This is a genomic window from Rhizobium sp. WYJ-E13 (genome assembly GCF_018987265.1).
In the GTDB taxonomy this organism is placed as follows: domain Bacteria; phylum Pseudomonadota; class Alphaproteobacteria; order Rhizobiales; family Rhizobiaceae; genus Rhizobium.
Genome location: NZ_CP076854.1, coordinates 1,633,492 through 1,649,693, shown reverse-complemented (window position 1 = coordinate 1,649,693; position 16,202 = coordinate 1,633,492). Strand labels below are relative to the sequence as shown.

The window sequence follows — 16,202 nt, the reverse complement described above, 5'->3', positions numbered from 1 at the left end:
GCCGTACAAAGCCTGATCTTGATCGCCGTGAAAGTCTGGAACGAAGCTGTCAGCGGCCGCTATCGTCAAGCTCTTCGAGCGTGCGGAGCAACCGTTGCTGGATCTCGGCCTCCTGCCGGTTCACGGCCGCGACAAGCCTGCGCATTGTGCCGCGCATGCCGTGGAGCTGGTCGACGAGCTCCATGACGACGTCGACACCGGCCTCGTTGACGCCCATTTGGCGCGTGAGGTCGAGGATCAGGCGGGCGCGGGCAAGATCGGCATCCCGGAACCGGCGCCGGCCCTCGGAAACCTCGGGGGCCAGCCAGCCCTGCTCGACCCATAAATCGAGCTCGGTCACGTCGATTTTGAGGTAGAGTCGGAATTCGCGATCGTCCATGGTCAGGTCTCCATGTTCTTTCTCGGATCCTGTGTGTCGGCTGCCGCCCAGTCCTTGACGAAGGCGGTCAGCTGTTCGTCCGGCTGTTCGGGCAGCATGACCTTCAGCATCACATAGACATCACCGGCGTCGCCGCCACGCTTCACAACACCCTTGCCTTTGAGGCGCAGCACCTTGCCGCTGCTGGAATTTGCCGGCAGCGTCAGGTTGACCGGTCCTGATGGTGTCGGCACGCGCACCTTTCCGCCGAGTACCGCTTCTCTCAACGTGACGGGCAGATCGAGGCGGATGTCGTCACCGTCGCGGGTGAAGAAACGGTGTGGGCGCACATGGACGTCGATCAGCGCATCGCCGGCCGGCCCGCCGCCGAAACCGGGTTCTCCCTTGCCGCGCAGGCGCAGCGTCTGGCCGTCGCGCGTGCCGGGCGGGATCTTGACGTCGAGCGCCGGCCCGTCCGACAGCCTTACCTGGCTCTGCGTGCCGTTTACCGCATCGAGGAAATCCACCTCCATCGAGAAGCGTCGGTCCTGGCCCTTTGCGCGGAACTGGCCGCTGCCGCTTCCGCCGCCAGCGCGGCGCGAGAAGAAGCTTGCGAAGAGATCGTCGGCGTCTCCAAAATCGGCAAAGCCGGCGTCGTTGTGATAGGCGCCGCCCGGCCCGCCGGAGGAGGCATAGTCGCGGTAATAGCTGCGGGGCGCCTGTTCGGCTCCGGTGATGTCGATCTCGCCACGATCGAAGCGGCCGCGCTTCTCCTCGTCGCTCAGGATTTCATAGGCGGCAGAAATCTCCTTGAACTTTGCCTCGGCCTTTTTGTCGCCGGGGTTCAGGTCGGGGTGAAGCTTCTTGGCAAGCTTGCGGAATGCCCCCTGAATGTCCTTCTGGGTTGCATCCCGTTTCACGCCCAGAAGCTCGTATGGATCTTGGCTCATACATGTCTCCGTGTAAGGGCAGCGAATACTGCGGACTGGAATCCGCCTTGATATAGGTTGCCGGTCCGGTGTCGGGGAGGGGAGGAGGGCACCGTCTTGTCATCTGGCCTGGCCAGAAGGGACGGCACCAGCTCGCAGGGTGGGCGGGGGCGCCGGCACCGCCCGTTCCCCTTCCGGCATGCAGTCCAGGCGGGAGGTACCAAGAGCAGCACCGTGCAGGCAACCATGCGGCGATCGCCATCTGTTTCCAAAGCACAGCCTCTCCATCCGCCAGAATGAAGCAAGGTTAACGGCCGGGCCACTAAGTGCCTTGATCACCGTCAAAATTGACGTGCCCGCGGCTATTTCTCATGCCGCCTCCGCCGGTTTCTCTTCGGCGATATCCAGTACCATCCGGCCTTCGACGGTTCCCGCTTTCAGGCCGGCAAAGATATCATTGATATCGTCGAGCGGCGCCTTTGTGATCTCAGCCCGGACGCGGCCGTCGGCGGCAAAGGCAAGCGCTTCGTCGAGATCGCGGCGCGTGCCGACGATCGAGCCGCGCACGGTTAGACGCTTCAGCACGACGTCGAAGATCGGCGTCTGGAAGTTGCCCGGCGGCAGCCCGACAAGGCTGACGGTGCCCTTCCGGCGCACCATCGAGAGCGCCTGCGAGAAAGCCGGCGGGGAGACGGCGGTGACAAGCACGCCATGTGCGCCACCGTTCGTCGCCTTCAACACCTTCTCGACCGCGTCTTCGGAAAGCGCGTTGAGCGCAAGATCGGCGCCAACCTCGCGAGCGAGGTCGAGTTTGGCGGCGGCGATATCGAGGGCGATCACCTTGAGGCCCATCGCCTTGGCATACTGGATTGCAACATGGCCAAGCCCGCCGATGCCCGAGATCGCGACCCATTCGCCGGGCCGGGCTTCGGTTTCCCTGATACCCTTGTAGGTCGTAACACCGGCGCAGAGGATCGGCGCGATCTCGGCGAAATTGACGTCGTCGGGAAGGCGTGCGGCAAAGGCTGCCGAGGCGATGACATATTCGGCAAAGCCGCCATCGCAGCTGTAGCCGGAATTGTGCTGGTGTTCGCAAAGCGTTTCCCAGCCGGTCTCGCAATATTCGCAGCGCAGGCAGGCGTCGTGCAGCCAGGCAACGCCGACGGCATCGCCTTCCTTGAATTCTGTGACGCCGGGGCCGAGGGCGGCAACGACGCCTGCCGCTTCGTGGCCCGGAATGAAGGGCGGCCTCGGCTTGACGGGCCAGTCGCCGTCGGCTGCATGCAGGTCGGTATGGCAGACGCCGCAGGCGACCACCTTCACCAGGATTTCGCCCGGTCCGGGAACTGGCACCGGCACGCATTCGATTACAAGCGGCCTGCCGAATTCACGCACCACCGCCGCCTTCATCATCTTGCCCGTCATGATCTTCATCCTTTCGCAATGATTGTCCGGCGTGATGATGAAGGGCACGCCCACGGGCGCATTGATCCATCGCAAGACACGGGGCGTCCGGCATCGCAGGTCGAGGCGTGCCCGTTCGGATGCTGCCTGAAAAAACTCTATGCCGCCCCTGGACTGGCGATACGCCTGCGGCATCTCCTCGATCAGGCACGACCGCTTCAGATGCTGGCCCTGTTCTTCATGATATATGTCAAGGATGGCGGACCGGATTGCCAATAGAAGGACGCACATCGGCAACGTCCGCACAGGTTCGATTGGAGGCTCCGTCATTGAGAAAGCATCAGCTTTGCATCCTGGTTTCCTTAGCTTTTCTCCTTGGCCCCGGTCAGCCGGTTCTCGCGCAGGATCGCTCCTCGGTCTTCTCCGCTCGGTTCGAGGCCCTCTGGAACAAGATGACCGGTCGAGGACTGCCCGAAAATGTCTCCATGTCCAATGGCCGCATCGAGGCCCAGCAGGTGCTGATTTCGGCGAAATTCGCTGGTCGGCTTGCCGATGTACTCGTCGACGAAGGCCAGATCATCGATGCCGGCGCGCCGATCGCCCGGATCGATACGGCCGATCTCGATGCTCAGCTTGCTGGCGCCAAGGCCCAGGTTCGCCGCAGCGAGACGAGCCAGGTCGAAGCCGAGGCCTCAATTGCCCAGCGCCAAAGCGAGCTGATACTCGCCAGGCAGGAATTCCAGCGCGCGCAATCGATGAGCAGCACCGGCAGTGGCACGATGCAGCAGCTCGAACTGCGCCGCAGCCAGCTGAGCGTTGCAGAGGCGGCACAAAAGGCTGCGCTCGCAAGCCGAGACGAGGCGGAAGCGGCAACGGAAGCGGCGCAGGCGGAAGTGGTGCGCATTCAAACTCTGCTCGACGATGCCGTGCTGAAGGCGCCGCGCCGGGGCCGTGTCGAATACAAGCTCGCACAGACCGGCGAAGTCGTTGCCGCCGGTGCGCCGGTCGCGACGCTGCTCGATCTTTCCGACGTGTCGATGACGATCTTCCTGCCGGCCCGCGCGGCCGGCACCTTGGCAATCGGCGACGAGGCGCGCATCATTCTCGATCCGGCGCCGCAATATGTCGTGCCGGCGACGGTATCCTTCGTCTCCTCGCGGGCACAGTTCACGCCGAAGACCGTCGAGACACAGGACGAGCGCGAGAAGCTGGTTTTCCGGGTGAAGCTGAAGATCGCCCCCGATCTGCTCAAGGATTATGAATCGCGCGTCAAGACGGGTGTGAGGGGGATCGGCTATGTCCGCACCGATCCCAAGTCGGCCTGGCCGGCGGAGCTGCAAGTGAAGCTGCCGCAATGAGCGAACCGGCCGTTCGCTTCACGGCCGTGACGCATCGTTACGGCCGGATTGCCGCACTCGATGGTGTCGAGCTTGCCGTTCCCGCCGGCTGCATGGCCGGACTGATCGGCCCCGATGGCGTCGGCAAATCGACGCTGCTCGGTCTTGCGGCGGGTATTACCCGCATCCAGCACGGACATGTCGAGGTGCTTGGCGGCGACATGGCCGATCGGCGCCATCGTCGTGACACTCGTGGCCGCCTTGCCTTCATGCCGCAGGGCCTCGGACGCAATCTCTATCCGACGTTGAGCGTCGCGGAAAACCTCGATTTCTTCGGTCGCCTCTTCGGCCAGGTCGGTCTGCAGCGCCGTGCGCGCATGGACGAACTATTGCGAATGACCGGCTTGCTGCCCTTTCGTGATCGGCCCGCCGGCAAGCTTTCGGGCGGCATGAAGCAGAAGCTCGGTATCTGTGCCTCGCTCCTGCATGATCCCGATCTGCTGATTCTCGACGAACCGACGACCGGCATCGATCCGCTCTCGCGTCGGCAGTTCTGGGAGCTCGTCGATCACATTCGCGAGCGGCGGCCGCAGATGAGCGTGATCGTCGCCACCGCCTATATGGAGGAGGCCGAACGCTTCGACTGGCTTGCCGCCTTGCACGCGGGCAGGCTGATCGCGACCGGCAGCCCCGGCGATATCATGCGGCAGGCCCGGCAGCAGACCCTGGAGGCGGCCTTCACGGCGCTGATGCCGAATACCGGCGAGCTGGATCGCGGTCCACTGATCGTCACGCCGCGCGCGATCGTCGACGGACCGCCGGCAATCGAGGCGGAAGACCTGACGTGCCGCTTCGGCGATTTCGTCGCGGTCGATCATGTCAGCTTCCGTATTGCGAGGGGCGAGATTTTCGGCTTCCTCGGTTCGAACGGCAGCGGCAAGAGCACGACAATGAAGATGCTGACGGGGCTGTTGCCGGCAAGCGAGGGTGTCGCAAGGCTCTTCGGCCAGCCGCTGAAGGCCGGCGATATCGAGACCCGCAAGCGCGTCGGCTACATGTCGCAGGCATTCTCTCTCTATGGCGAGCTGACCGTTCGCCAGAACCTGAGGCTGCATGCACGTCTTTTCGGTTTGCCGGCGGCAGATATCGATCGGCGCGTCGGCGAGATGCTCGCCGAATATGATCTCGGCGAATTCGCCGACCAGCGGCCGGAAGACCTGCCGCTCGGCATTCGCCAGCGTCTCCAGCTTGCGGCGGCCGTCATCCACAAGCCGGAAATGCTGATCCTCGACGAGCCCACGTCCGGTGTCGATCCGGTGGCGCGCGACGCCTTCTGGCGATCACTGATAACGCTGTCGCGGCGCGACGGCGTCACGATTTTCCTGTCGACGCATTTCATGAACGAGGCCGAGCGCTGTGACCGCATCTCACTGATGCATGCCGGCAAGGTGCTGGCGATCGGCAGCCCGGCCGAACTCTGTGCCGAGCGGGGCGAGGCGACGCTGGAGGAAACCTTCATCGCGGTGCTGACAGAGGCGGGTATGGGTGAGGGCGCCGGGGCCGATGCCGGGGGCACCGCGCTCGCCGGCGAGACCGCCCTACCCATGCGGCTCTTCGACCCCCGCCGGCTCTTTGCCTATGCGCGGCGCGAGACGATCGAAATCCTGCGCGACCGGGCACGGCTCGTCTTCGCGCTTCTCGGGCCGGTCCTGTTGATGCTCACGTTCGGATACGGCATCTCCTTCGATGTCGAGCATCTGCCTTTCGCCGTCTACGATCAGGATCAGTCTTCAGAAAGCCGGCAGCTGGTGGAGAGCCTGCAGAGTTCGCGTTATTTCCAGGAGCAGCCGCCGATTGCCTCGAGCGAGGAACTGCAGCATCGGCTGCAGGATGGTGAACTGATGATGGGCATCGAGATCCCGCCCGATTTCGGCCGCGACCTCATGCGCCAGGAGGCGCCCGAGGTCTCCGTATGGCTCGACGGCGCGATGCCGTTCCGTGCCGAGACAGCGCGCGGTTACGTTTCGGGTCTCGTCTCCTCCTATCTCGCCGATGTCTCGGCGCGGCATTCGGGCCGCTTCGAACAGCCCTATCCCGTCAATATCGAAAGCCGCTTCCGCTATAATCAGGATTTCAAGAGCGCCAATGCGATCGTGCCGAGCGTCATCATGCTGATGCTTGTATTGATCCCGGCGATCATGACCGCGCTCGGCATCGTCAAGGAGAAGGAAACCGGCTCGATCGCCAATTTCCAGGCGACGCCGGTCACCCGTATCGAATTCCTGCTCGGCAAGCAGCTTCCCTATGTGGCGATCGCCTTCGTCAGTTTCCTGATGCTGGTGCTGATGATGCGCCTCGTGTTCGACGTACCGATCAAGGGCTCAATCGGCCTGCTTGCGGCGGGCTCGATCCTCTATATCCTCGCAACGACGGCCTTCGGTCTCTTCGTCTCGAGCTTCGTGCGCAGCCAGGTGGCGGCGATCTTCGCGACCGCGATCGTTGCGATCGTCCCGGCCGTGAATTTTTCCGGCCTGCTGGTGCCGGTCTCGTCGCTCTCCGGGGGCGGGCGGTTCATGGGGCTGCTCTTTCCCTCGGCTTGGTACCAGCCCCTGAGCGTCGGCGTCATCACAAAGGGTCTCGGCCTTGCCGAACTCTGGCCCAACCTCATCGTTCTTGCAGGTTTCGGTGTCGTGTTCGTTGGCGCCGCCCTCGTGGCACTCAGAAAGCGGAGTGCCTGACATGTGGGGCAAGCTCAACCGTATTTTCCGCCTCGGCGTCAAGGAACTCTACAGCCTGAAGGCCGACCCTGTGATGATGGTCCTCATCGTCTACACTTTCACCATCGCCGTCTATACGGTTTCGACCGGTGCCAAGCTCGAGGTCGAGAACGCCTCGGTCGCCGTCGTCGACGAGGACCGTTCGATGCTCTCGACACGGCTACGGGATGCGATGCTGCAGCCCTTCTTCAAGGCGCCGGTGTTGATCGGCGCCGATGAGGTGGATGCGGCAATGGATGCCGGTCGATTCGTCTTCGTGCTGGAGATCCCGCCCAAATTCGAGGAGGATGCGATTGCCGGTCGCAAGCCTTCGCTGCAGCTCGATATCGACGCGACGGCCATGGCGCAGGCCGGCAACGGAGCCACCTATATCCAGAGCATTATTCTGCAGGAGATGGCGGCAGCCTTGCCGAACAGCGCCGCCGCGTCACCGGTCAATCTCGTCGTGAGCGCACGATTCAATTCCAATCTGCAATCGACCTGGTTCACCGCGGTCATGCAGGTCATCAACAATGTGACGATGCTTTCGGTCATCCTGACCGGCGCAGCGCTGGTCCGAGAGCGGGAGCATGGCACGATCGAGCATCTTCTCGTCATGCCGGTCACGCCGGCGGAGATCATGATGTCGAAGGTCTGGGCGAACGGGCTGGTCATCATCGTGGCGGCGGTGCTGTCGCTCGTTGTGGTGGTCGAAGGGCTGCTTTCGGTGCCGATCGCCGGTTCGATCTGGCTTTTCGTCTTCTGCGCGGTACTCTACCAGTTCTCCGTCACGTCGCTCGGCATCCTGATCGCGACTGCCTCAAGTTCGATGGCGCAATTCGGGCTGATTTCGATGCCTATCCTGATTGCGATGAACCTGCTTTCCGGCAGCACGACGCCGATGGACAGCATGCCGCTCTGGCTGCAATATGCGATGGTGGTTTCGCCCGCGCCACATTTCGTGTCGCTGTCGCAGGCGATCCTCTACCGCGGCGCCGGCTTCGATGCGGTCTGGCAGGAGATGGCGGCGCTCACGGTGATCGGCGTGCTTTTCTTTTGCGGCGCGCTCATGCGGTTCCGCCGGGCGCTGGCGAATGCGCGGTAGGGATGATGGCGATGCCGCGACGTCGTGCGCAGGCTGCCCATACCTGGCAATCCCTTTGCGTCATGTACGGGGAGAAGGTCTGAACGAAGGCAAAAAACACGCCGCGCCATTGCCAAGGGCGCACGGTGATCAGCGCGCCGCCGTCTCCACCGCGCGGCTCGGCTTATGCGCCGGACTTTGCTTGCGATCGACGAGGACCGAGCATTTGGCGTGACGCACCACGCGGTCGACCACGGCCCCGAAAATATAGTCGGTAATATCTGCGACATGGGTCGACAGGATGATGAGGTCCGCCTGCTTCTCCCGCGCGACGGCCAAAAGCACCCTGGCTGCGCTACCGGTATGGACCTCGACTGCAGCGGGGATCTTCATCTGCCGGCAGAGCAAGGTGAGCTTCTCCTCGGCATCCTTTATGGCGGCGGTCTCGAAGTCCTCCGGTAGGCTCGTGGTCATGTAGTGTGGCATGGTTTCGACGGCGTGGATGACGAAGATCGAACCATCCTTGTCGAGGAGGCCGGCTGCTTTGTTCAGGATGCGCTCGGCCGTTTCGCGAGGGCCGTTGCCTATAGCGCAGACTATCGTTCGGTACATATCGGATCACTACCCTTGCCCGCTAGATCGTTATGCGATTCTAGCCTCCCGCGTGGACCAGACATTGACCGACATCAAGAAACGGCCTGCATCACATTTGACGCAGGGGCATTGTAAAGTTAACGGCGACTGGGTGAGCTCTGTATGGACGCCCCCACTGTCAAGCGAGCGCAATGAGCGATCTCGTTCCACATCTGCATTGCCGCGGTCCGCAGGTCGCGATGATTGTTTGAGGCAATGTCATGCCGAGGAATGTGAAAGAGATTGGCGATCGGGTCGTGGATCGAGACGAAGCGCTGGAGCTGCCTGCGTGACTTGACGCGCTTCACAGTCCGCTCACGCCTTCGCGTTGGTTGGTGGGAGTTTTCGGTTCGGTGGTTGAGCGCCTTGTGCGAACGATGCTCGACGCCAGGCATGGTCTATGTCTTTGCGGCATCGTAGGACCGCAGCTTATCAGTGATTATGACCCGAGGCGCATGGCGCTGAGCCTTCAGCAGTTTGCGCATCAGCCGCCAGGCAGCTTTCGTGTTGCGCCGATTCTGCACGAGAACGTCGAGCACTAAACCATCTTGATCGACAGCGCGCCAGAGCCAGTGTTTGTCGCCACGGTCGCTGACCTGGACACAGGTGAAGACCGATCTCGATCCGAAGCGCTTCACCATTCGCACCTTGCCGGCGCTCCTCGAAAAGACGAACGCCTGGCAGGATTATTGCGACGGGCAACGTTCGCTGGACCAGGCCATAAAGCGGCTTGCCACGTTGATGAAATAGGCCTGAAACGTCAAAGATCAGGGACCGTAACGCCGGTCAAGTTCTTTGAGTGCGAACCGGATCTCATCGATCGGAACCGGCTCCGGCGTTCCGGGAATATGACGGAACGCCGGCTTTGAATCGACCGCGTAGAAGTCCGAAGCCCATGCCGCGAGGATCGTCCTTTTGTCATCGGCAGGCAGGGCTGCCGCTTTCACCACGTCTATCGGCCGCTGAAGCTGCATGCTCTGGAACAAGATCGCCGGACCCATCGTCATCGCATTGCTTGCGACCTGCTGCAACATATCGTGCATATCGGGCCTCCTTAGCGCACGTGCGGATCTCTGTCGCGCCGAAGGTGAGACGCGGCGATAGCATCGATCTCCGGCGCCAGCAGATCGTGTTTCTCGGCGAAGGCGGCAAACAGGCCACGCGCGGTCTCCGCTTCGATCTCGCCGCGCAGTGCCGCGCCACAAGCCTTCAGTGCCACCGAGTGGGCGGTATCCCTGAGCGATGCAGGCCATTCGCAAAGGTATGTGTAGGCATCCATGACGCTGCGGACCTTAGCCGGAAAGCCGAGGCCGACAAGGATGCACACAGGTTGTTTGAACATGTCGGGTTTCATGACTCTCTCCTTCCCAACCCGGAATGTCGACGGGCGCCGTCACGACGGCGCCCTTTTTCTCCTCAGTTCTGATTAAGCCGCCTTCTGCGCTTCGATCTGCACCGCCGAAGCCCGTTGGGCCGGGTTGGCCTGGATGTCGATCTTTCGCGGCTTCAGCGCTTCAGGGACCTCTTGAACCAGATCGATGGAGAGGAGACCATTCCTTAGGTCAGCTCCGTTCACCCGGACATGATCAGCGAGCTCGAACCGGTGTTCGAACGGCCGGCCGGCGATGCCGCGATGCAGGTAGCCTTCCGACGCCGTCTCCTGCTTCTTGCCGGTGACAGTCAGAAGGTTGGACTGGAAGGTGATGTCGAGATCGGCCTGTTCGAAGCCCGCCACCGCAATCGAGATCCGGTAGCTGTCGTCACCGGTCTTGACGATGTCGTAGGGTGGCCAGTCGCTGATCGAACGGGCGCGCTGGGCGTTTTCGAGAAGATTGAAAACTCGGTCGAAGCCGACGCTCGAACGGTAGAGGGGTGCATAATCGTAAGATGTTGCCATAGCCATATCCTCCTTGAAGCAACATGGGTATGAGAGCGCCGAAAGCGGCGCTCTCAGCACGGCCAGCCCTGTCTTAAGCGGCTGGCGGCAATCGATTTGGTTTTCGGGGTTTTCGGATTCAAGAGCGCCCAGCAGAAAAAACTTCGACAGTCATGTGCAGTCATTTCTTGGAGATTATCGCTCACGCCCTCAATCGCTTGGTCATCCGCGGGTCACCTGGATCTGGTCCTCGCTGTCGGCAGGCAGGATACAGGGGTGAGGCAACGCCTGAATGCCACGCTGGTCGGGTTTTCCAAAGCGCAATCGCCATCGTGCGACGATCAGGCGAGGAAAGGAGGGCGCCGTGATCGTCAGTGCACTGCCTTGCTCACCATCCGATAGGGATGAACGGCATTGAACTGCGAGATCATGGCCGCGGCCTGCAGCAATACGCGCTCGGCGTTTTGGACATCGTCGCGGGCCAGTTCATCGGCATTGACGCGGATTGCCTGAGCCATGTTCGCCGAGAGTGCGGCAAAGTGCCGGTTGCCTTCGACATAGGCCTCGTGTGCGGTCCCCTCCAGAACGCGCGCGACATCGACAAAGACTTCTTCCCGCTCCTCGATGCTGAGGTCTTTAATGATTTTGATCTTCTCTTCCATTTCGGTCTCACTCTGAACAGACGTGCGCTGCTGACCGAGCTCATCAAGCCTCGGCCGCGAAAGACCTAGGAACAGAAAATTTCTGTTTCAAGACCTCAGTGAAGCTTGAATTCACCTTCGACACGACGCCATTCATTGGGTCCGATCAGACGCTGATGGGTATACCTGACGGAATGGAGCGGCCCTTCGAGGGTGGTTTGCCAGAAATCGAGGAACCTGTGCATTTCAGGGAAATCGGGAGCCAGATCGTAGTCCTGCCAGACATAGGTTTGCAGCACGGATTCAAAATCAGGAATGCGGTAGAGGATGTGCGCGGTTGTCAGCCCGTAGCCGTTGAGCTGACGTTCCAGATCCGATGAGAATTGCATGCTTCATCTCCGTTTCAAGACACTGTGAAAGTGGCGCAAAATTTTGTGGCCATCAACGGGATTTTTAACGTCGCACGCCAGTTTGTTGTTCCTTTCCAGTGCGTTAGCAGCACAGGAATATGAGTGCTGATTTTTTTGTGTCTCCCTCTTGAAATCGAAAAATCGCAAAACCAGATCATTTCGCGCAAAAGGCTCGATCGAGATTTTGCACCCGCCCGGACTGGTCATCCGGTCCGGCCAGGGGATCAACGTCATCATTTTTGCTCAACGGAGGAAAACATGTCGTTCCGACCGCTTCATGATCGCATTCTCGTCCGCCGGGTCGAATCCGAAGAAAAGACCAAGGGGGGCATCATCATTCCCGACACCGCCAAGGAAAAGCCGCAGGAAGGCGAGGTTATCGCCGTCGGTCCTGGCGCCCGCAACGAGGCCGGTCAGATCCAGGCGCTCGACGTCAAGGCGGGCGATCGCATCCTGTTCGGCAAATGGTCCGGCACCGAGATCAAGATCAATGGCGAGGACCTGCTGATCATGAAGGAAAGCGATGTCATGGGTATCATCGAAGCCCAGGCCGAGCAGAAAAAGGCCGCCTGAGGCGATAACCCCGTCAATCCAACCCATCAGTCAGATAGCTGCCTATTGAGGAGTTAAGGAAATGGCTGCGAAAGAAGTCAAGTTTCACACCGATGCCCGTGAACGCATGCTGCGTGGGGTCGACGTGCTCGCCAACGCGGTGAAGGTGACGCTCGGCCCGAAGGGCCGCAATGTCGTCATCGACAAGTCCTTCGGCGCCCCGCGTATTACCAAGGACGGTGTTTCGGTCGCCAAGGAAATCGAACTGGAAGACAAGTTCGAAAACATGGGCGCCCAGATGCTGCGCGAAGTCGCCTCCAAAACCAACGATCTTGCCGGTGACGGCACCACGACTGCCACGGTGCTTGCTCAGGCGATCGTCAAGGAGGGTGCCAAGGCCGTCGCCTCCGGCATGAACCCAATGGACCTGAAGCGCGGCATCGATATCGCCGTCGACGCCGTCGTCAAGGAACTGAAGACCAACGCCCGCAAGATCACCAGCAATTCCGAAATCGCGCAGGTCGGCACCATCTCCGCCAATGGCGATGCCGAGATCGGCCGCTATCTCGCCGAAGCGATGGAGAAGGTCGGCAACGAAGGCGTGATCACGGTTGAAGAAGCCAAGACCGCCGAGACCGAACTCGAGGTCGTCGAAGGCATGCAGTTCGATCGCGGCTACCTGTCGCCTTACTTCGTGACCAATGCCGACAAGATGCGCGTGGAGTTCGAGGATCCCTATATCCTCATTCACGAGAAGAAACTCTCGAACCTGCAGTCCATGCTTCCGGTTCTCGAGGCCGTCGTCCAGTCCGGCAAGCCGTTGGTCATCATCGCTGAAGACGTTGAAGGCGAAGCTCTTGCGACCCTCGTCGTCAACAAGCTGCGCGGCGGCCTGAAGATTGCGGCCGTCAAGGCTCCGGGCTTCGGCGATCGCCGCAAGGCGATGCTGGAGGACATCGCCATCCTGACAGGCGGCACCGTGATCTCCGAAGACCTCGGCATCAAGCTCGAGAACGTCACCCTCAACATGCTCGGCCGGGCCAAGAAGGTGGCGATCGAGAAGGAGAACACCACCATTATCGATGGCGTCGGCTCCAAAGCGGAAATCGATGGCCGCGTCGCCCAGATCAAGGCCCAGATCGAGGAGACGACCTCCGACTACGACCGCGAGAAGCTGCAGGAGCGCCTGGCAAAGCTCGCTGGCGGCGTTGCCGTTATCCGTGTCGGCGGATCGACCGAAGTCGAAGTGAAGGAGAAGAAGGACCGCGTCGACGATGCACTGCATGCAACCCGTGCGGCCGTCGAGGAGGGCATCCTGCCGGGCGGTGGCGTTGCGCTGTTGCGGGCCGTCAAGGCCCTCGACAATCTCGATGCCGCCAACCAGGACCAGAAGGTCGGCATCGAGATCGTTCGCCGGGCGATCGAGGCTCCGGTCCGTCAGATCGCTGAGAACGCCGGCGCCGAAGGTTCGATCATCGTCGGCAAGCTGCGCGAGAAAACTGACTTCTCTTATGGCTGGAATGCGCAGACCAATGAATATGGCGATCTCTATGCCCAAGGCGTCATCGATCCGGCCAAGGTCGTGCGCACGGCGCTCCAGGATGCTGCTTCGGTTGCCGGCCTGCTGGTAACGACGGAAGCCATGATTGCCGAGAAGCCCAAGAAAGACGCCGCGCCGGCCCTGCCGGCTGGCGCCGGAATGGACTTCTAAGCTATCAAGCCAGGCTCGCCCCAACATCTGGGGCGAGCCACTTGTGGGGTATCTATGAGCTTGCCATCGAAAGAAGACGCACGCCTTTGCGCAGCCGTCATCAAGGAAATTGCGGCATCCAGGGGCGTTGCTCGCGACGCGTTCGCGATCGGGAAGCTGACCACCTCGGTTGCAAAACTGTATAGTAAGGGAATACGGGATCACGCGCAGTTGCTGTCGGCAGCGCTTGAATCTTTTGACGCGATCAGTTCCGCGGCGCAGCAGACCATCTCAAGCCACAGCGCTGCTTGTCCTGATCAGCGCCCAGAATGAAGCTGGGAGCCGCGGCCAATCCTTGCATGAAGCCGCGGCTACGATCAACATCGCCCAGTGCCGCCCCACCTTATTCCAACTCCTCCTCCAAAACCAACAGGTCAACCAGGGCCGCAGTCTTGTCCGTCGGCAGAGGGCGCCCCTCACCGATCAGGGCTTCGTCATTGTTGGCCCAGGCTAATGCCTCGGCGAGTTCGGCCTGCGTCGCACCGGAAGCGGAAGTAAAGCCACACAGCACGGGCGATCACTTCAGCGGAAAACGATGGCGGCGGTAGAGTGGGTCACGAAAATTGAGGGTCATGCGCCATTATCGCAGACCAAGGTCGACCGCCAGTTAATGTTACGATGCCGAAGAAGGACAAGGCGGCTGCGGCAGGCGGCATCAAATCTTCCGGTCACCGTTTCGAGGGCCGACATCGATCTTGCCGGCTCGGACTCAGCCATGGCACAAGGCGGTTTGCGAGGGCAGCCATGCATGCCATCGAGGAAGTCAGCCGAGCCAGTCTCGTGAAAATCGACACAAGTCTCAGGTCCAAAGGGCGCTGATGGCAAGGGTCAGGGAAAAGGCGACCAGCACGGCGCAGCCGCAATGCCGCACAAGAGGTGGCATTTGCGCATGGCGTCCGACCAGCAGACCGCCAAGGCCAAGCCAGATTGCCGACGTCACCGTCGCACAGCAGACGAACGCTGCGACCGCTACCGGCACACCCGTCTGGACAGAGGGTACAAGGGTAAGGCCGATGATAATGGCCTTGGGATTGAGCAGCGTGGTGACGAAGACCTGACCGACGCCGAGCGTGCTCTGGCCGCCCACCGGGACCGGCCCCCATAGTTTCAGGGCAAGATAAAGAACCCAGATCGCCGAAATCAGCTTGACCGTGGCCGCGATCACCGGCTGGCCTTCAAGCAGCGGCGCGGCGATGCTCGACACTGGAATGATGACTGCGAGATAGCCGAGTAGTACGGCGGTGACGAGCGAGAGGGATCGCCTGCCGGTCAGCGCCGTCGACGCCAATGCCAAAACCGCATTGGTCGGGCCTGGAAGGATCAGCAGCGAGAAGACGGCGATAAGGAAAGTCGGCAGGTCCATCAGATCCGATCCTTGCGATTGTCTGGCACCCTTCTCACAACTCCGGACGGACGGTTTTGATCTGTATCATGTCAAGTACCGCATCTGCCCGAACAGATCGCGGCAGACAGCGATGACCGTTGGGTACCGATCTGCCGCGATTGGCTTGCCCTTCTGCCTGTATGAACTCCGCTCAGATTGAGATTTGTCAAGGACGAGCAGGGTGAGGGGCGATAGCAACGACATGCGATCTGCGTCTGTCACGCAACCCTCGCATCACGATAGGGTGTGAAATCCATGTTCGAAAAGCTTCCCGTTCTGTCATGCTTCTGAGACATCTCGATCCAGCCACCGACGGGCGCGTTCTGCGCATCTATGACCGCATTGCAGAAACGGCATGGTTCAATCGCAACCGCGCCACAGAATGGGAGCTGTTGAAGCTCGTGCTTCCTCGTGTCGGGCGCGATCAGGACGAGGAATATCTCCACAAGCTATGCACCCGCGAAGCGTTCGAGCGTTTCTGCCGAAGCGCGTAGTGCGCCCGACGGATCAATTGGGTGGGGAACCGATGTCATGGTGCCGCCGATACCCTGCCACGTCCACAGCGGTTCTGATTGTGTATGACCGCGATGCCAGCGTCTTACGTCGGTTGCGGTGACCACCAGGGTCTCCGCGTGCGTCGGATCGCGTTTGGCATAGGCGAGCGCGATCTCGCAAAAACTATGCAGAAACTGGAAAAGCCGTGCCTCGTTCGCACGCGGGGGCGATGCCACACTCAACAGCGATCGCCTTGTGACGATCACGGTCCTCGTTTGGCCAGCCAGCTGAAGACCGATGCGACCGCATTTTTGCGCGTCGTCGAACCGCGCCGAGATGATCGAGTAATCCATTTTGTTCCCCTCTGGACGTTCCCCCGTGGCCTGCGCATCGATCATGATCAAGGCCGATCTGCATCGCCGTCCCTGTCGCTCTTGCCGACCCGCCCGCGATCGCTACCCTTCCTGGAGGCCAGGATCCCCTGCACGACATCGCCCATCAGCTTGAGAGCCTTGCCGCGTCCAGACAGGATACCGGCCTGTCGGTGTCGGATGCCTTGTCCGGCCGGCTCTTGGGGAGGTCGACGAGACGAG

The 16,202-nt window shown here is 61.2% G+C and carries 18 protein-coding genes and 2 pseudogenes; 7 read left to right on the top strand and 13 right to left on the bottom strand.

Annotation, left to right across the window (positions count from 1 at the left end; translation table 11 throughout):
* Positions 1 to 49 precede the first annotated feature (49 nt).
* The 3 genes from KQ933_RS29040 to adhP form a co-directional block, all read right to left on the bottom strand.
* Positions 50 to 379, bottom strand: a complete 330-nt coding sequence (locus tag KQ933_RS29040; protein WP_216759437.1) for a chaperone modulator CbpM — start codon at positions 377 to 379, stop codon at positions 50 to 52.
* A gap of 2 nt (positions 380 to 381) precedes the next feature.
* On the bottom strand, positions 382 to 1,308 hold the full coding sequence (locus KQ933_RS29035) for a DnaJ C-terminal domain-containing protein (protein WP_216759436.1): 927 nt from the start codon (positions 1,306 to 1,308) through the stop codon (positions 382 to 384).
* A gap of 348 nt (positions 1,309 to 1,656) precedes the next feature.
* Positions 1,657 to 2,712, bottom strand: a complete 1,056-nt coding sequence (adhP, locus tag KQ933_RS29030; RefSeq protein ID WP_216759435.1) for an alcohol dehydrogenase AdhP — start codon at positions 2,710 to 2,712, stop codon at positions 1,657 to 1,659.
* A 308-nt stretch (positions 2,713 to 3,020) separates the two neighbouring features.
* On the opposite strand from adhP, the gene KQ933_RS29025 reads away from it, so the two are divergent.
* From KQ933_RS29025 to KQ933_RS29015, 3 genes are read left to right on the top strand one after another with little or no spacing between them, the layout of a single operon-like run.
* Positions 3,021 to 4,049, top strand: a complete 1,029-nt coding sequence (locus tag KQ933_RS29025) for an HlyD family secretion protein (RefSeq protein WP_216759434.1) — start codon at positions 3,021 to 3,023, stop codon at positions 4,047 to 4,049.
* Complete coding sequence (rbbA, locus tag KQ933_RS29020; protein WP_216759433.1) at positions 4,046 to 6,766, top strand: ribosome-associated ATPase/putative transporter RbbA; 2,721 nt, start codon at positions 4,046 to 4,048, stop codon at positions 6,764 to 6,766. Before KQ933_RS29025 ends, rbbA begins: the two co-directional genes overlap by 4 nt.
* Before the next feature lies 1 nt (position 6,767).
* The gene (locus KQ933_RS29015) at positions 6,768 to 7,889 is read left to right on the top strand and encodes an ABC transporter permease (protein WP_216760861.1); all 1,122 of its coding nucleotides are present in this window, start codon (positions 6,768 to 6,770) and stop codon (positions 7,887 to 7,889) included.
* Between the two features lie 129 nt (positions 7,890 to 8,018).
* On the opposite strand, the gene KQ933_RS29010 is transcribed toward KQ933_RS29015, so the two are convergent.
* Together KQ933_RS29010 and KQ933_RS29005 are read right to left on the bottom strand one after the other, a co-directional pair.
* Positions 8,019 to 8,480, bottom strand: a complete 462-nt coding sequence (locus KQ933_RS29010) for a universal stress protein (protein ID WP_216759432.1) — start codon at positions 8,478 to 8,480, stop codon at positions 8,019 to 8,021.
* A 119-nt stretch (positions 8,481 to 8,599) separates the two neighbouring features.
* A pseudogene (locus KQ933_RS29005) lies at positions 8,600 to 9,103 on the bottom strand (transposase); the annotation flags it as partial.
* On the opposite strand from KQ933_RS29005, the gene KQ933_RS29000 reads away from it, so the two are divergent.
* The gene (locus KQ933_RS29000; RefSeq protein WP_216760918.1) at positions 9,078 to 9,251 is read left to right on the top strand and encodes a hypothetical protein; all 174 of its coding nucleotides are present in this window, start codon (positions 9,078 to 9,080) and stop codon (positions 9,249 to 9,251) included. The pseudogene KQ933_RS29005 and the gene KQ933_RS29000 overlap by 26 nt on opposite strands.
* A 17-nt stretch (positions 9,252 to 9,268) precedes the next feature.
* Here KQ933_RS29000 and KQ933_RS28995 read toward each other — a convergent pair whose 3' ends face one another.
* The 5 genes from KQ933_RS28995 to KQ933_RS28975 all read right to left on the bottom strand — a co-directional run bounded on the left by KQ933_RS28995 (position 9,269) and on the right by KQ933_RS28975 (position 11,407).
* Positions 9,269 to 9,544, bottom strand: a complete 276-nt coding sequence (locus KQ933_RS28995; protein WP_216759431.1) for a hypothetical protein — start codon at positions 9,542 to 9,544, stop codon at positions 9,269 to 9,271.
* An 11-nt stretch (positions 9,545 to 9,555) separates the two neighbouring features.
* The gene (locus tag KQ933_RS28990; protein ID WP_216759430.1) at positions 9,556 to 9,855 is read right to left on the bottom strand and encodes a DUF982 domain-containing protein; all 300 of its coding nucleotides are present in this window, start codon (positions 9,853 to 9,855) and stop codon (positions 9,556 to 9,558) included.
* 72 nt (positions 9,856 to 9,927) lie between these two features.
* Positions 9,928 to 10,398: an Hsp20 family protein gene (locus KQ933_RS28985; RefSeq protein ID WP_216759429.1), complete on the bottom strand. Its 471-nt coding sequence runs from the start codon at positions 10,396 to 10,398 to the stop codon at positions 9,928 to 9,930.
* 350 nt (positions 10,399 to 10,748) lie between these two features.
* Positions 10,749 to 11,039 carry a hypothetical protein gene (locus tag KQ933_RS28980; RefSeq protein ID WP_216759428.1) on the bottom strand — a complete coding sequence of 97 codons (291 nt, stop codon included), beginning with the start codon at positions 11,037 to 11,039 and terminating at the stop codon, positions 10,749 to 10,751.
* A 95-nt stretch (positions 11,040 to 11,134) separates the two neighbouring features.
* The gene (locus tag KQ933_RS28975; protein WP_216759427.1) at positions 11,135 to 11,407 is read right to left on the bottom strand and encodes an usg protein; all 273 of its coding nucleotides are present in this window, start codon (positions 11,405 to 11,407) and stop codon (positions 11,135 to 11,137) included.
* Positions 11,408 to 11,686: 279 nt separating this feature from the next.
* Here KQ933_RS28975 and groES point away from each other — a divergent pair, with 279 nt between their 5' ends.
* The 3 genes from groES to KQ933_RS28960 all read left to right on the top strand — a co-directional run bounded on the left by groES (position 11,687) and on the right by KQ933_RS28960 (position 14,003).
* Entirely contained in the window at positions 11,687 to 12,001 is a 315-nt protein-coding gene (gene groES / locus KQ933_RS28970; protein WP_113433912.1) for a co-chaperone GroES, read from the top strand.
* Between the two features lie 61 nt (positions 12,002 to 12,062).
* A complete protein-coding gene (groL, locus tag KQ933_RS28965; RefSeq protein ID WP_216759426.1) occupies positions 12,063 to 13,691 on the top strand; it encodes a chaperonin GroEL in 1,629 nt (542 codons plus the stop codon).
* A gap of 54 nt (positions 13,692 to 13,745) precedes the next feature.
* On the top strand, positions 13,746 to 14,003 hold the full coding sequence (locus tag KQ933_RS28960) for a hypothetical protein (RefSeq protein WP_216759425.1): 258 nt from the start codon (positions 13,746 to 13,748) through the stop codon (positions 14,001 to 14,003).
* A gap of 212 nt (positions 14,004 to 14,215) precedes the next feature.
* On the opposite strand, the pseudogene KQ933_RS33610 reads toward KQ933_RS28960, so the two are convergent.
* The 3 genes and pseudogenes from KQ933_RS33610 to KQ933_RS28950 form a co-directional block, all read right to left on the bottom strand.
* Positions 14,216 to 14,304, bottom strand: a pseudogene (locus KQ933_RS33610) (IS6 family transposase); the annotation flags it as partial.
* Positions 14,305 to 14,529: 225 nt separating this feature from the next.
* Positions 14,530 to 15,093 carry a threonine transporter RhtB gene (locus KQ933_RS28955; RefSeq protein WP_216759424.1) on the bottom strand — a complete coding sequence of 188 codons (564 nt, stop codon included), beginning with the start codon at positions 15,091 to 15,093 and terminating at the stop codon, positions 14,530 to 14,532.
* 470 nt (positions 15,094 to 15,563) lie between these two features.
* Complete coding sequence (locus KQ933_RS28950) at positions 15,564 to 16,013, bottom strand: hypothetical protein (protein ID WP_216759423.1); 450 nt, start codon at positions 16,011 to 16,013, stop codon at positions 15,564 to 15,566.
* Positions 16,014 to 16,202: the final 189 nt, after the last annotated feature.

Coding starts and splice junctions, on each gene's coding strand:
- KQ933_RS29040 (WP_216759437.1), bottom strand. CDS start 379: ATGGACGATCGCGAATTCCGACTCTACCTCAAAATCGACGTGACCGAG.
- KQ933_RS29035 (WP_216759436.1), bottom strand. CDS start 1,308: ATGAGCCAAGATCCATACGAGCTTCTGGGCGTGAAACGGGATGCAACC.
- adhP (WP_216759435.1), bottom strand. CDS start 2,712: ATGACGGGCAAGATGATGAAGGCGGCGGTGGTGCGTGAATTCGGCAGG.
- rbbA (WP_216759433.1), top strand. CDS start 4,046: ATGAGCGAACCGGCCGTTCGCTTCACGGCCGTGACGCATCGTTACGGC.
- KQ933_RS29015 (WP_216760861.1), top strand. CDS start 6,768: ATGTGGGGCAAGCTCAACCGTATTTTCCGCCTCGGCGTCAAGGAACTC.
- KQ933_RS29010 (WP_216759432.1), bottom strand. CDS start 8,480: ATGTACCGAACGATAGTCTGCGCTATAGGCAACGGCCCTCGCGAAACG.
- KQ933_RS28995 (WP_216759431.1), bottom strand. CDS start 9,544: ATGCACGATATGTTGCAGCAGGTCGCAAGCAATGCGATGACGATGGGT.
- KQ933_RS28990 (WP_216759430.1), bottom strand. CDS start 9,855: ATGAAACCCGACATGTTCAAACAACCTGTGTGCATCCTTGTCGGCCTC.
- KQ933_RS28985 (WP_216759429.1), bottom strand. CDS start 10,398: ATGGCAACATCTTACGATTATGCACCCCTCTACCGTTCGAGCGTCGGC.
- KQ933_RS28980 (WP_216759428.1), bottom strand. CDS start 11,039: ATGGAAGAGAAGATCAAAATCATTAAAGACCTCAGCATCGAGGAGCGG.
- KQ933_RS28975 (WP_216759427.1), bottom strand. CDS start 11,407: ATGCAATTCTCATCGGATCTGGAACGTCAGCTCAACGGCTACGGGCTG.
- groES (WP_113433912.1), top strand. CDS start 11,687: ATGTCGTTCCGACCGCTTCATGATCGCATTCTCGTCCGCCGGGTCGAA.
- groL (WP_216759426.1), top strand. CDS start 12,063: ATGGCTGCGAAAGAAGTCAAGTTTCACACCGATGCCCGTGAACGCATG.
- KQ933_RS28960 (WP_216759425.1), top strand. CDS start 13,746: ATGAGCTTGCCATCGAAAGAAGACGCACGCCTTTGCGCAGCCGTCATC.
- KQ933_RS28955 (WP_216759424.1), bottom strand. CDS start 15,093: ATGGACCTGCCGACTTTCCTTATCGCCGTCTTCTCGCTGCTGATCCTT.